General features: G+C 50.5%; 9 protein-coding genes. 2 read left to right on the plus strand and 7 right to left on the minus strand.

The genetic code is table 11. The annotated features are described in order from the left end of the window. Positions 1 to 34: 34 nt before the first annotated feature. The 7 genes from QUW60_RS01310 to QUW60_RS01340 all read right to left on the minus strand — a co-directional run bounded on the left by QUW60_RS01310 (position 35) and on the right by QUW60_RS01340 (position 12,531). On the minus strand, positions 35 to 946 hold the full coding sequence (locus QUW60_RS01310) for a DUF4984 domain-containing protein (RefSeq protein ID WP_289558169.1): 912 nt from the start codon (positions 944 to 946) through the stop codon (positions 35 to 37). Positions 947 to 957: 11 nt separating this feature from the next. Next, a complete protein-coding gene (locus tag QUW60_RS01315; RefSeq protein WP_289558182.1) occupies positions 958 to 2,490 on the minus strand; it encodes a RagB/SusD family nutrient uptake outer membrane protein in 1,533 nt (510 codons plus the stop codon). A 26-nt stretch (positions 2,491 to 2,516) separates the two neighbouring features. Next, positions 2,517 to 5,447 (minus strand): SusC/RagA family TonB-linked outer membrane protein, encoded by a 2,931-nt coding sequence (locus QUW60_RS01320; protein ID WP_289558170.1) that lies wholly within the window; start codon positions 5,445 to 5,447, stop codon positions 2,517 to 2,519. 447 nt (positions 5,448 to 5,894) lie between these two features. Then, entirely contained in the window at positions 5,895 to 7,796 is a 1,902-nt protein-coding gene (locus tag QUW60_RS01325; protein WP_289558171.1) for a RecQ family ATP-dependent DNA helicase, read from the minus strand. 11 nt (positions 7,797 to 7,807) lie between these two features. Further along, a complete protein-coding gene (recJ, locus tag QUW60_RS01330; RefSeq protein ID WP_289558172.1) occupies positions 7,808 to 9,532 on the minus strand; it encodes a single-stranded-DNA-specific exonuclease RecJ in 1,725 nt (574 codons plus the stop codon). A 258-nt stretch (positions 9,533 to 9,790) separates the two neighbouring features. Next, complete coding sequence (locus tag QUW60_RS01335; RefSeq protein WP_258336980.1) at positions 9,791 to 10,984, minus strand: C1 family peptidase; 1,194 nt, start codon at positions 10,982 to 10,984, stop codon at positions 9,791 to 9,793. A 155-nt stretch (positions 10,985 to 11,139) separates the two neighbouring features. Further along, positions 11,140 to 12,531 carry an aminopeptidase P family protein gene (locus QUW60_RS01340; protein WP_289558173.1) on the minus strand — a complete coding sequence of 464 codons (1,392 nt, stop codon included), beginning with the start codon at positions 12,529 to 12,531 and terminating at the stop codon, positions 11,140 to 11,142. Between the two features lie 112 nt (positions 12,532 to 12,643). On the opposite strand from QUW60_RS01340, the gene QUW60_RS01345 reads away from it, so the two are divergent. Then, positions 12,644 to 13,498 (plus strand): patatin-like phospholipase family protein, encoded by an 855-nt coding sequence (locus QUW60_RS01345; protein ID WP_258337092.1) that lies wholly within the window; start codon positions 12,644 to 12,646, stop codon positions 13,496 to 13,498. Positions 13,499 to 14,170: 672 nt separating this feature from the next. After that, on the plus strand, positions 14,171 to 15,379 hold the full coding sequence (locus QUW60_RS01350; protein WP_289558174.1) for a site-specific integrase: 1,209 nt from the start codon (positions 14,171 to 14,173) through the stop codon (positions 15,377 to 15,379). Positions 15,380 to 15,561: the final 182 nt, after the last annotated feature.

The following is a 15,561-nucleotide window of genomic DNA, read 5'->3' on the forward strand; positions in this document are numbered from 1 at the left end:
CCTAATTATCAAATAAAATTTGCGCTCTCCCCTCTTAATATCCGTCCTGCCTCAAATCCTCTGCTTCCCCTTCGCTTATCCATTCCAGAATATTCACATAAGTGCCGACGCTTCCGTAAAGCGATCCGTCGTCGTTATACACGTTAAGCGTGACATACTGGAGAACAAAATCCTCACATGTGCTGAAGTACGATGTATAGGCAGTGGGCTGGCTTATCATCAGATCCCCGTTGCCGTGGATGTTGCCGATAAAGGCATCGGCCGTACTCGCCAGCTTCTGCTCTTCCATCTCTACCAGCGGTTCCATATCATCTTCCGTGTTGAACTTCAGCTTCACATCATATCCGTCATAATAGAGATCATGAAGAATGATGGTGTTTTCTTCTTCCGGATCCACCTCCGTCTTGATAAGACGCATAGCGGCTACACCCGTCCAGTTGTCGCTGGAGAAGAAGGTGGAAGTCACCACGCAATCGCCCGTGAAATTGTTGATGTCAAAGGGACATACCTTCTGAAGCACCACCTTGGCCTCCGTACCGTACAAGTCCCACTTGTCTTCATCCGGAATCACAAGACGCAGGGCGAATCCCAGCGAGTCGGAAACTCCGATATTGTCATAGAAACTCTTCACCTGCACACTGGAAGCAAGTTCGCCGGCCTTTATAGTCACCGTATTCGACAACAGCTCATAATGCTTGCCTTCCACCGCATTGCTCTCCTTGTCAATAATCTCAACAGCAAGCGTACGGTCGTAGTCAACAGCCCGGGTAGCCGATACAGGGACATCGAACACATCATCGTCCGCTTCCCTCACCGGACACTGGTACAGCGTGTCGGAAAACATCAGGTAATCGGGTCCGCTATAAATAACCCTCTTCTCCTCACATCCCGACAAGACCGTCATTGCGGCAAAAGCCGCCATAAATCCTGTAAGTATCTTTTTCATAATTCACCTCCTTATCTGTTACTTTCGTTCGGTTCAATCTGCGAACCCGGAGCTTCAATTTCATGCTGAGGTATCGGCCATACGAACATTGGATCGTCCGCCTCCACTTTCAGGCTGCTTCCGTTCTCGAGCGACTGGTCTTGCGGTTCACGCTCGAATCCCTTGTGCCAGCGCTTCAAGTCCTGCAGGCGGAAACCTTCCATGTAAAGTTCCTTCACACGCTCCTGTTCGACAATTTCCAGCCAATTGTCCGCATTTACAGAAACCGCACCTCCTGTCTGATAGCGCGCTCTGCGCAGCGTAGAAAGGTCGTTGCTTGCTTCCGCGTAGTTTCCCTGTTCCGCATAGGCTTCAGCACGGATCAGATACTGCTCTGCCAGACGGAACACCTTGGGCATGCACAGACCGTAGATATTATATGACTGAAACTCCGTATTTCCCCAATACTTCTGCAGCAAAGGCCAGTAAAGTCCGTATGCCGTTGTATAGTAGGCAAAGTATGAAGAAGCGCGCAAATCGTTTGCGTCATACAGGCCAAGCACCCATTGCGCCGGCACATAGTCGGGACGTACGCTTGTCTGGTCATAGTTGAAGAAAACCGTTCCCAGCGACCCTCCATACGAATTCAAGGTGAACGACACTTTCCATATCACCTCCGTTCCATGGTCGTTGGTCCACATATAGTCGAAATAGCTCTGCGTAGAAGAAATCGCCTCGGTACAGCTGGAAAGGAAATAGTTCTTCGACCCTCCTTCTCCGTCACCGATGACTCTAGTTGCATAGTCGACCGCTTCATCCCACTTCTTCATGTAAAGAGCTATGCGAGCACGGAGAGCATACACCGTATACTCATTAAAATACACCGTATCAAACAGCGCACCGTCTACAGAAGGATCGAAATCCTCTTCCAGCTGAAGCAGTTCTTCCGCACGGTCCAAATCGTTCAAGATGAACTGATAAGAGTCTTTCAGCGTAGCGCGTACCATCGGCTCCTGGCTGTCGTAATGCTCGTTCAGCACCACGCCCAACTGGCCGGCCGCGTCTTCGTCGCTTTCATATGCCTTGCAAAACAGCTTCACCAGCTCCGAATAAGCCAGCGCACGGGCGAAATAAGCCTCTCCGCAATACTGGTCCAGACGGTCCAGATCGTCATCGTCAGTTACTCCGGCCCTTACTTTCTCCACATGGTCAAGCAAGAAGTTGCAGCGTCCGATAACCGCATACAATGCACCATATACACTTTCAATGTCTGTATTTGTCGACAAAATATCGTTCCAGCGCCAGATTTCCCCATAAACATTTGTGTTTCCGTTGACCCCATACACCAAATCAGTCTGGATGTCAGGAAGCAAAGTCAGGTTACCGGAGTAGAGCGCGCTGCTCGTGAACGAATCATAAATGCCGATAACCAACTGATTCACATCATCTACCGTATTGACCGCCTCATCCGAGGGAATAGCGTTCTCCGGATATTTGTCCAGGCAGGACGAAAACGCCAGAGAAGCTGCGGCCAACACCATATACAGTTTAAATTTTCTGATTATCATTTTCTCTTATACCTTATTATATATTAGAATGAAACTTCTACACCGATCGTGTATTGGCGTGAAGGAGGATACACACCCAGATATCTGTTTCCTGCATATTCCGGGTCGAAACCGGTGAAGCCGGTAAATGTCAACAGATTCTGCCCCTGCAAATACACCCGGGCTGAAGTGAAGAACTTGCTTTTCTGCAACCACAGGCGAGGCAACGAATAGGCAATAGTGACATTCTTCAGACGCAGGAACGATGAATTTTCCAGGAAACGGTCGTCCAGCTGGGCTATTTCGCCGTAATGCGGAATATCTGTCACATCGCCCGGATTCTTCCATCCGTCATACAACAGACGCTTCGACTGGTTGTAGCTGGAGAAACTTCCGTTGTTTTCTTCAAAATAACGGTCATTGTTCAGCACCCAACGGTCGGCCATCCAGGTAAACTGGGCCGAGAAAGAAAGCCCTTTCCACGAGAGCGTCGTTCCGAAGCCTCCTGCCCAGGGAGCGTCAAAACTCTTTCCGGTCATCACACGGTCTTCTTCGCGGTATTCGTTGGTTATTTCCCCGTCCTTCGTATACCACAACTGCTCGCCGTTTGCCGGATTCACACCCGCATAGCGGTTCAGATAAAACTCGTTCACCGGACGTCCCACTTCATAGCGGAGCCCCGTAGTCGAGTTTACATACTCATCCACGCCGCTATAAAGCTCCTTCAGTTCATTCTTGTTATAAGAAAGGTTTGCACTCAGGTTCCATGCAAAGTCACCCACACGAAGCACATCCGCATTCACATTAACCTCAATGCCTCGGTTCACCATCGCACCGATGTTTTCCCAATGCGAGCCTTCACCTGTGATGGCATACGATTCAGGAACATACATCAGCATATCCGTCGTTTTCTTATTGTAAAGCTCAACGTCCAGATTTATGCGGTCGATGAATCCCAGATGGAAAGCCAGATTTGTCGACCAGGTCTTTTCCCAGCTCAAATCTTCATTGCTGCTCTGTGCCGGATAGATGCCCGCCTCGTCATTATAGTTCGGTCCGCCGGACACAAGCGCCAGATGATCGAAATCCGGTATCTCCGAGTTACCGGTCGTACCCGAACTCAACGCAACCTGCGCATTGGTCAGCCATTCCACATCTTTCAGGAACTCTTCCCCTTTCGCATTCCACATCAGACCGACTGACCAGAAACCTCCCCAGCGGTTGTTCTTTCCGAAGCGCGAAGAAGCGTCCGCACGGACAGAGAAATCGGCATAATACAAGTCCTTGTAGTTGTATTCGGCACGGCCAAAGAACGAAAGATAAGCATAAGAAGTATAAGAATTTGACCACGAGGAACCACGGGTACCTGACGACAGGTCGGTAAGCAGGTCATTGGTCTGTCCTTCCGTAAACACCTGGAAACCTTCCGACATGTAGTTCACCGCTTCCTGTCCGAGCAGGAAGTTAAACGCATGGTCATCTTTATAAGTCCAGCGGTAGTTGGCCGTTGTCGTTTCTGTCAGATTCATGGTATCATACGAACTGCGTCCGGCAGCTCCCTGCCCGTTATTCAGCGAATAGCTGGGGAACGACTGAGAAGAGCCCGTTGAATGCGAATAGTCCACGCCAAACTGCGAACGGATAGTCAGATTCTGGATCGGAGTTATTTCAGCATAAACCGTAGACAACAGCTTGTATTTCTTGTTCATCACCGGATTGTTGGCCATCCATTCCAGCGGATTCACTCCCGTACCGGTCCATGTGCCGTCATTGGTAGAAGCCAGCGAACCGTCCTCCTTGAACGGATTCCAGTAAGGAAGCATCAGGCGGCAGGCAAAAATCGGACTGGACAATGCAGGGCTTCCCTCTTCCGTCTGCTCGATCTCCTCGTAAGCAGCCATCGTATTCGTTCCGACTTTCAGCCAGTTGCTTGCCTTCACTTCTGCATTCGCACGGATATTGTAGCGGCGGAACGAAGACCCAGGAGCGATACCGTCCTGATCATAAAAGCCTCCCGACACATAATAGTTCACTCTCTCTGTAGCCCGGTTGATTGAGATTTCATAGCTCTGAAGCGGTGCCCGGTCCTTGAAGATGGCATCCATCCAGTTCACATTGGTGCGTGCAAGCAAGTCATAATCCTGCCCCGTATCCATGCCGATCAGCTTTTCAAACTGGATACGTTCGTTGGTATCCATCATATTCCAGTCAATGTTCCCCAACTGAGAAAAACCGTACTGCGCACGAAGCGTCACCTTCGCCTTGTCCATCGACAGGCCGCGTTTGGTCGTAATAACAACCACACCGTTAGAGGCGCGCGCACCATAAATAGAAGTCGACGAGGCATCTTTCAACACAGAAACCGATTCGATGTCGCTCGGACTGATTGTATTGAAATCGCTGCTTTCAATAGGCACGCCGTCCAGAATAAACAACGGAGCCGTACCCGAGTTGATAGAGTTTGTACCACGGATCTGGAATACGGCAGCCTTGCTCGGTTCACCGGAACTTGAAATAACCGACAAGCCCGGAGCCTGTCCCTGCAAAGCCTGGTCAAAGCTCGGCGCAGGCACGTTTTCCATCTTATCCGCCTGCACCATGGATACAGAACCGGCAATCGTCCCCTTCTTACGCACACCGTAAGCAACCACCACCACTTCGTCCATCAGTTGCGAATCGTCTTCCAACGCTACGTTCAACACTCCGGTCCGTGAATTGACAGGCAATTCCTGCGACCGCATACCAATATAAGAGAATACCAGAGTAGCTTCCCCTCCCTGGATTTTCAGCTCATAGTTACCGTCCATATCGGTAACCGCACCATTCGCCGTCCCTTTTTGCATGACAGACACTCCAATCAGCGGCTCATTGTCCAGTTTCGAAACCACATTCCCCTTCACCACATACGACTGGGCAAAAGCTGACTGAATGCCTAGCATGACAAAAAAGACCAGCCAAAGACACAATCTTCTCATTTTGTCTGCTAATAAATAAATGTATTAAAGTGAATAAAAAATTGCATAAAACGACTCCTTCCTGTCGCTACAGGCAAGAACAATGGAAAAAATTAAAAGGCATCGCGGGACTTCACGTTACGCAATACCAAATCCAAATTAAAAAATGTTCTGTTTAATATAATAAAGTTATGCATCTGTTATATTATATTTTGCTTTCGCGGCAAAATTACAATATAATTTTCACTTTTCTTTTACGCAAATTTATTTTTAACATTAAAAAAATGCAAAAAGCAACGGATTTTATAACAACTCCAACACAAAAAATTCCACTTTTCAAACAATTTTAAAAACAGAATCAACCCCAACTGCAAATTTAAAACATGGATGCATATCAAATGCATATAGATGCAATCATACAAGAAAGAGGGCCAGAACAAAGTTTGGCTATCAATTTCCGCACGCCCATCAGCGGACAAGACCAAGTTTCCCGTCCTGCTGCTCAAGCCGCTCTTCGGCCAACAGATAGTTTGCCGCCTGCAAAAGCCGCTCTTCCGGGATTCCGGTGCGGTGAGCTGCCTCCTGAAGCGAAAGCGGAGAATCCGCAAGCGCCTCCGTCAGCTTGCAAACAACCTCATCAAACTCGTCCTTCCCGGGTTCAGCGTTCTTCTGCTGAAGACAGACATCACACTGCCCGCAATTACATTCGCTTTTTTCGCCAAAATAACGCAGCAGCATCCGGCTCCGGCAATGCGCCCCGTCTGAAATATATTCAAGCATCGCCTTTATCCGCCGCTCATAACTTGCCTTCCGGTCTTCGTAGACTTCTTTTCCGATGCAGATACGCGAAGCCTCCTGCCTCTCGCGCGTATATATAATATAAGGTGTCTTTTTCCCGGGGATATAATGGAGAATACGGCGCCTGCTGAGCAGAACCAATGCGTCATAAACCTCCCTGCGCGTCAGTCCCGAACGCGAAGCCAGCATATCTTCGCTGATGTACACATAATCAGCAAACACTCCGGTATACGAACGCAGTATCACCCGCAGCAGCCGCTCAATGTCCGGATTCTGTTCATGAATGGCATAAAGCTCGTCACGCCGCAGCGTGAACATCAGCCGGGAGCCGTTATCCTGCTCGTCAGTATATTCCAGGTATCCGGCACGGGTCAGTATCTTCAGCGCACTGTCCGTCTGCACCGGATAATGCTTGAAATTGCGGCAAAACTCATCGATGTTGAAAGCAAACATGCACCCCAATCCATCGCCCATGGCCATCTGATAATAATAGTTGATATCCTCGTAAATTTTCCGGACAGCTTCCTTTTCCGGAAAAGTGTCACTTACACGCCGCTTCAACGACACTTTGTCACGCTCATTGAAAAGCAGCACCGCATATGCCTTGCGCCCGTCACGCCCCGCACGCCCGGCCTCCTGGAAATAAGCCTCGGGCGAATCCGGCACATCGGCATGAATCACCAGGCGCACATCCGGCTTGTCTATTCCCATGCCGAACGCATTGGTAGCCACCATCACCCGGCACTGCCCCGCAAGCCAGGCTTTCTGGCGCTCGTCCTTCACCGCATCCGCCAGCCCCGCATGATAAAAGGTGGCTGTGATTTCATGCCGTTCCAGCAAAGCGGAAATTTCCTTGGTCCGCCTCCTGTTCCGCGTATAGACGATGGCAGACCCTTCCATGCTGCTCAGGATATGCAGCATTTCGCCTTCCTTATCCTCCGCACGGCGCACCACATAAGCCAGATTCTTCCGCTCGAAACTCATCCGCAGCACATTCTCCTCGCGGAACTTCAGACACGTCTGGATGTCCTTCACCACTTCGGGAGTAGCCGTAGCAGTCAGCGCAAGCACCGGAACCCCCGGAAGCAACTCGCGTATTTCCGATATTTTCAGATAAGAAGGCCGGAAGTCATAGCCCCACTGCGATATGCAATGAGCCTCATCGACCGTAATCATCGACACGTTCATCTTGCGGAGCTTCACCCGGAAAATTTCGGTAGAAAGCCGCTCGGGAGAGATATACAGAAACTTGTAGTCGCCGAAAATGCAGTTTTCAAGAGCCACGACAATCTCTTCGCGTGTCATCCCCGAGTAAACGGCAGCCGCCTTAATCCCCCTTTTTCTCAGATTCTGAACCTGATCCTTCATCAGCGCGATGAGCGGAGTGACCACCAGGCACAAACCCGGACGGGCAAGCGCCGGCACCTGGAACGCCACAGACTTCCCTCCGCCCGTAGGCATAAGCCCCAGCGTATCTCTTCCCTCTCCCACACTCCGCACAATCTCTTCCTGGATGCCCCGGAAGTTGTCGTATCCCCAGTAACGTTTCAATATCTCCCTGTAATCGGCCATATACGCAGATTTCAGAACATTTTATTTGGCTTGATGTCTTCGATCTGGAGCTGCACCTCCCCGCGCTTGTGCGTGTTTTCCTCAATCGTATAACAGATGTTGAACGACTGCTTCGACTTGATGTATCTGACCTGCGAGCTCTGTCCGAAGGCGATCCCGTTCATCACATTGTTCGATTTGTTGTCCACAAGCTCCAGCTTGATATGCTCCTGTCCGCGTCCCACCACCTTGCTCGTACCATAGTCATACACATTGAAAGTGGCGAAAACCGGCTTATGGTTGTCCGGTCCGAACGGATTGAATTTCTTCAGATCGAAAAAGAATTTCGGCGTGATGTCACGGAAATCAATCTGCGCGTCAATGTCGATTGTCGCATTGGTCTGTTCCGGAAGGATATGCCCGGTGACATACTCTTCAAAACGGCGGGAAAATTCCGGAACATTCTCCACTTTCATCGAAAGCCCGGCAGCATAGGTATGCCCTCCGAAGTTCTCGAGCAAGTCGCGGCAATATTCGATAGCCTTGTAGACATCGAATCCCGAAACGGAGCGCGCCGACCCCGTAGCCATGTCGCCCGTCCGTGTCAGCACGACGGCCGGACGATAATAAATCTCCGTCAGCCTCGACGCCACAATGCCGATAACCCCCTTGTGCCACGCTTCATTGAAAATGACAATCGATCTCCGCTCCGACAAATCCGCCAGACCGTCCACAATCCGGTTCGCCTCTTCCGTCATGCTCTTGTCAAGGTCCTTGCGCGCCTCATTGTAGCGGTTAATCTGGTTGCTCTGCCTGAGCGCAGAAGCAAAATCCTTTTCGATCAGCAGGTCGACAGCCTCCTTTCCGTTCTGGATGCGCCCCGACGCGTTGATGCGCGGACCGATCTTGAACACGATATCGCTCATCGTGATCTCCCGGTCGGCAAGTCCGCACACGTCAATGATGGCCTTCAGGCCGATGCTCGGATTCGAGTTCAGCTGGCGCAGGCCATGATAGGCCAGCACACGATTTTCACCCATAATCGGCACGATGTCTGAAGCGATGCTCACGGCAACAAGATCAAGCAGAGGAACCAGCTGATGGAAATCAATGCCGTTGTTCATGGCAAAAGCCTGCATGAACTTGAAGCCCACTCCACACCCCGAAAGGTGCTCGTAGGGATAAGTAGAGTCAAACCGCTTGGGATTCAGGATGGCCGCAGCCGGCGGAAGAACGTCATCCGGCACATGATGGTCGCATATAATGAAATCGATTCCCTTTTCTTTGGCGTATGCGATTTCCCCGACAGCCTTGATTCCGCAGTCAAGCACGATTATCAGTTTCACTCCTGTTTCATAAGCATAGTCTATTCCTTTCTCCGACACCCCATACCCTTCCTCATAGCGGTCGGGAATGTAATAGTCGATATTGGAATAAAACTGCTGGAGGAACTTGTAGACCAGCGATACGGCCGTCGTTCCGTCAACATCATAGTCGCCATAAATCATGACACGCTCTTTCCTTCCCATCGCCCTGTTCAGACGCTCCACCGCCTTCTCCATGTCGTTCATCAGAAACGGATCGTGGAGTTCGCTCAGTTGGGGACGGAAAAAGTGCTTGGCTTCAGCCGCAGTCTTTATGCCCCTTTCCTGCAGCAGACGGCAAAGAATCGGACTGATGCCCAACTCGCGCGAAAGTGCCTTAGCCGCTTCCCTTTGGATCGGTGTAGGAGGTTGATAGTTCCATTTGTACTTCATTTATATATGTTTTTTCTTTCTTTTCCTTTTTCACGAAGCGGCGGATGTCGCCCGGCTTCCGCTTCAATCTGTAAAGTTAGTAAAAAAGAAAGAAACAAGCGGCCAATCCGGCATTAAATTTACAGAAATCGCCAGATACCGCAAAACACCACAAAGGCCGCAGAGATGTACAGAGGATTCAGCTTTATCCTCCGTGACGCTCTGCGGCCCTAGCGGCATATCATGCAACTGGCATATGACTGTCCTGACGCAGAACAATCAAAGCCCTATTTTCTTCGCGATGGCAGCCGGAACGGCATCTTTATGCACCAGAATGTTCATGGTCTTGTATTTTGCGAAAGCTTTCGAAACATACCAGATGCCCTTGTACTTTCCGCTAAAGCCCCATGAATTTTTCATGATATAATATTCTTTTCCGTTCTGGTCTTTGGCGAGCCCGTAGATCAACATACCGTGGTCATCGGTCGTTTCCCAGTTGTCGAACGCTTCCTGGCGCATTTCCTGAGTCACTTCAATTTCCGGAAGCGGCTTGCTTGTAAGCTCTTTGCGCTTGTCGGCCTTGCTCAGTCCCAGCCAGTGCGCCATGTCAGATCCGGTAAGCTCGGCTCCCTTCTCTACGTCCGGACACACGGCAATGCCGTCGCGTGTAAATCCGTCCTCGCTCACATCGGCCCCCCATGCAAAAGTATAGCCTTTTTCTATCGCATTGTCCATCACCTCCATCAGCTCGTCGATCGGCAGGTTATACGAAAGCTCGTTGCGCCAGTTGTCGGGCACTTCAACGCTGAACTGCGTATAGAAAGGATGATGCGTATAAGAAGTGAGCGACACATAGTCGTCCATGTTCAGTCCCAGCGCTTCATCGGCAAATGTTCTCGGAGTATAAGTCTTTCCTTTATAAGTAAAGCTTTCGGGGCATTTTCCCAGGTATGTGTCGTAAATGGCGGCCAGACCTTTCTTCCACACCGGAGTCAGCTTCTTGAACTTGCCCTTTCCGATAGCCTGCACGTAGGCTCCGGCCACGGCATCCAGCTCGTTGTGCACCGGGAGCGAATCGCCGTACATGATGCCCGGCATAGCTTCCTGCGGAACCATTCCATAATTCCTGTAGCAGAAAACGATGTCACTGAAGCTTCCGCCCGGCGAGAACGAAGCGTCACCATGATAACGCACGTAATTTACGGCACGGTCTTCCATGGTTTTGTGAACGACAAACATTTCCGACAGGTCGAATTCCCCTTTTCCCTGACGCAACAGTTCAGCCTCAAGGAAACCCAGTGAAGAAAACGACCAGCAGGTGCTCGACTGGTTCTGGTCTTTGATGGAAGTGATGGGATTCTCCTTGACGGTAGTAAACACGAATCCTTCTTCGGCCTTGTCTTTCTTCGGATTTTTTGCACAAACATTTCCTACGCACAAGCCCAGAGCAAGGAGTGCAATCAATTTGTTCATAGTCTTTAATTGTTATTTTAGTGATTAATATTAGGTCGCACCAGACAGCTCCTGCAAACCTTCCCTGAGGGAAAGGCTTACAGGAAAAAATTATAAGCCAATATTTTCAGATACCCTCAACCAGCTTCCCTTTCAGGGGAGAAGCCGGAAAACTCCTACCGGTTCATGATATCCTCCACCTCGTCAATCGTGATGGGAATACGCTTCTCGCCGGTAAAGCGCGAGCCGTCCGCTGTTATCAGGATATCATCTTCCAGACGGATGCCTCCGAAATCCTTGAACTTGTCTATCGCGTCAAAATTCAGGAAAGAAGCGTTGGTTCCTTCCGCCCTCCACTTGTCGATAAGAGCAGGGATAAAATAGCAGCCCGGCTCGTCGGTTATGACAAAGCCTTCCTTCAGGCGGCGTCCCATGCGCAACGAGGCAAGCCCGAACTGGGTGGAAGGACGCACCTCATCATCATAGCCCACATGGCACTGGCCCAGATCCTCCATGTCATGCACGTCAAGACCCATCATGTGTCCAAGTCCGTGAGGCAGGAACAGGGCATGCGCTCCGGCAGCCACCGCCTCTTCCACATCCCCCTTCATCAGACCGAGGTCCTTCAGCCCCTGAGCCAGCACCTTGCATACGTCCAGATGCACCGACATATAAGTCACTCCCGGACGGGCCAGTTCCAAAGCCTTGTCATGGCAGGCCAGCACAATGCTGTACACGTCACGCTGGCGGCTCGTGAAGCGGCCTCCTACCGGGACGGTACGTGTATGGTCGGAGCAATAATAGTTCATCAGTTCGGCGCCCGCGTCCGTAAGCATCAGGCGGCCTTCCTGAAGCGTATGGCTATGGTCATGGTTGTGCAGCGTCTGCCCGTTCTGGGTCAGGATGGTCGCAAACGAAACCATCCGCCCGTAAGAAGCAGCGATTCCGTCGAGCACGCCGGCGATATACTGTTCCGACACCCCCGGCTTGCAAAGGCGCATGGCAGCCGTATGCATCTCGTATCCCACATTGCACGCCCTGTCGATTTCGGCAATTTCGCAAGGTTCCTTCACCGAGCGGAGGTCGACCACCGCCTTGATCAGTTCCAGCGAGGCATGTTTGGGCGTCATCGAAGCGCGGATGCCCGTCAGGTCTTCAACCAGCAGCATGTTGTCGTAGCGGTAGGGAGGCAGAAAATGAATCTTCCTGCGCTGGGAGATCGCCTTTCCTATCACCTCTTTCAGTTTGGCGAACGGGCAGCTCTTCGCCACTCCGACCTGTGCGGCCAGCTCCTTCACGCTGGACTGGGGTCCCATCCAGATAATGTCGTCCATATCCACATCGTCACCGAAAAGGCATTCCTCGTGGCTGTCTGCATCGATGACACCCGCAAATCCGGGATGCGAATGGCCGAAGAAATAGACGAACGAACTGTCCTGACGAAATTTATACGTATTGTCCGGATAATTTGCCGGGGCTTCGTTGTTTCCCAAAATAAGTATGATGCCGTGACCGACTTTCTCACGCAAAGCCTTGCGGCGGTTTTGATAAGTAAGTGAATCGAACATATTCTTCATATTTTTCCTGCAAATGTAAGAAATAAAAACTAAAAGCTGTATGAAATTGCATCAGAAAAACATATATTTGCAGAAAACAGCTAACAATCGGGAGGAAACAGCGATGGAGATTGATTTCAAGAAAATGGGCCTCGTCCTCGAAGGAGGGGGCATGAGAGGGGTCTTTACCTGCGGAGTGCTCGACTATCTGATGGACCGCCGCATCGAATTTCCATATGCCGTCGGCGTATCGGCCGGAGCGTGCAACGGGCTTTCGTACATGTCGCACCAGCGGGGACGCGCCAAATACAGCAACATCGACCTGCTTGAAAAATACCATTACATCGGACTGAAATACTTCTGGAACCAGCACAGCATCCTCGACCAGCACCTGCTGTACGAGCTGTTTCCCGACGAAATCCTGCCCTACGACTATCAGGCATACTACAACAACCCCGCACGGTTCGAGATGGTCACCACCAACTGCGTGACCGGAAAGGCCTGCTACCTGGAAGAGAAGGCCGACAAGACAAGGCTGATCGCCATCGTCAAGGCTTCGAGCAGCCTGCCCTACGTATGCCCCATTACGTATGTAGACGCACGTCCGATGCTTGACGGAGGCATTGTCGACTCCATTCCGGTGCTCCGTGCCATGAGCCAGGGCTACGAAACGAACATCGTTGTGCTCACCCGCCACAAAGGATACCGGAAAACGGAAAAAGACATCCGGATACCCGGCTTCATCTACCGCCGCTATCCGAAGCTGAGAATGGCCCTCAGCCGCCGGTGCGAAGCCTACAACGAGCAGCTGGAACTGACAGACCGCCTGGAACAGGAAGGAAAAGTGCTGGCCATACGTCCCGAAAAGCCGGTCACCGTGAACCGCATCGAAAAAGACATACGCAAGCTCACCGACCTCTACAACGAGGGATACGCTTGTGCCGAGAAGGTTTTAAGTCCCTATCTGGCGGGCATCTGAACATCTGCATAAAGACACGGAAAAGCGGCATATGCTTTCAGAAAAGGCAGAAATCCGCCTTTTCCGCAACACACGGCCGGACAATTCTTCCCGTTCCGGCAGGCAATCCTTAACGAATGCAAAGGCGCAGCCCCTTCAGAAGCCCCGAAAAAGGGAAAAGATGACGGATAAAAACTGAAAAATGTCCCGTCATATCCGCAACCGTGTCCCAACATCCCAAAGAAAATGTCCCGATACCTTGCGCTAAAGTCCCCGCATCCGCCGGAAGGATACCGCAAAAGGGACATCCGCAATGCCGAATGATGCCGTTTTCGTACAGAACGTCCTCATTCCGGACACTTTTTACAGGCGCAAAAGGAAAGCATAACACAAGAAAAACAAACGGAAAGACACATAAACGCCCAGACGGAAGCACACAAAGAACAGAAACGAAGAATATCAAGAACAGGAAGGCATTCGCCCGGACACATTTCCCTGCGTTTTTTCCGCCCCGCCTTTCCCGTTGCCCTGAAAACAGCATTCTCGCCAGGCCCAGCCAACATTTTGTCAGAACGCCAACCCCGCGTTTTGGACAGACAGGGCGCAAGAACCTGACATGACATTACTTATTGGAAAATTTAAGCAAGCTCTAAACAGACTTTTAATAAACTTACGGGATAAAACCATACAAATATGACATCTATCAGACTAAAATTCAGGCCGTCTACCAATCCGGCCAAAGAAGGCACACTGGTGTTTCAGTTAATTCACAAACGTACGGTACGCAGAATCAGAAGCAAGTACAGAATACGCAACGACGAATGGGATAAAAAGTACGAAGAGATAGCCCTCCCCTCACCCGCCTCCGAACGCTACAGCAGACTGAAAATCATCCGTTCGAACATAATGTACGAACTTAAAAGACTGAAGGCGATAGCAGAAAAGCTGGACTGCTCCGGAAAGGACTACAGCCTGGAGGAAATCATACAGAAGTACATCTCGGGCACGGATACAGGCTGCAGCGTCTTCGACTTCATACGCGCGCAAGTCGCCCACAAGAAGCAGCTGGGCAAGATACGCTCCAGCGAAACGTACCAGACAACGCTCAACAGCTTCATGCGTTTCCGGGAAGGCATAGACCTGACATTCGACATGATCGACTCTGAACTGATGGAGCACTATGAGGCGGAGCTGCGCAGGCACGGACTGCTGCGCAACACCAGTTCGTTTTACATGCGCGTCCTGCGCACCAACTACAGACTGGCTGTCGAAAAAGGGCTTACACCGGACAGGCATCCCTTCAAGCACGTTTATTGCGGCATGGACAAAACCGTCAAACGAAGCATTTCGTTTGCAGAGATCAAAAAGATAAAGGAACTGGACCTGTCGCGGAAACGTGTCATGGACTTCGCAAGAGATATGTTCATCTTCAGCTTCTGCACGCGGGGAATGTCATTCATAGACATGGCATACCTTAAAAAGAACGACCTGAAGCACGGATGCCTGACCTATCGCCGCAAAAAGACAGGGCAGCTGCTGGTCATCGAATGGACCAAACAGATGCAGGACATCCTCGACAAGTACAAGCCGAACAGCACGCAGTACCTCCTCCCCATCATAACCCGGGAAGACGGAAACGAACGCAGACAATACCAGAACCAGATGAGAAAAATCAACCGGAGGCTGAAAGACATCGCAACATCCATCAAGCTGCCCGTCCCCCTGTCTTTATACTACAGCCGCCACAGCTGGGCCACCATCGCCCGCTGCAAGGACATTCCCATATCCATCATCAGCGAAGGGCTCGGACACGATTCGGAAATCACCACACAAATTTACCTGGACTCCATCAAGTCCTATGAAGTAGACAAAGCCAACCGGAAAATATTGAAAGACCTATGACAAACCCATTACATTACATATAAAAAGTCCATCTCCTAAAATGAGATGGATATCGCTACAAATCCTTTGTAAAACAAACAGTTATTTCACAATAAAAAATACAATTTGTCAACAAATTGTTACATGATGTAACGAACATCTAAAAAATATACAGCAAAAAGACTGAAGATTAATTTATTTTA

It is taken from the genome of Bacteroides gallinaceum, from assembly GCF_030373775.1.
Lineage (GTDB): Bacteria > Bacteroidota > Bacteroidia > Bacteroidales > Bacteroidaceae > Phocaeicola > Phocaeicola excrementipullorum.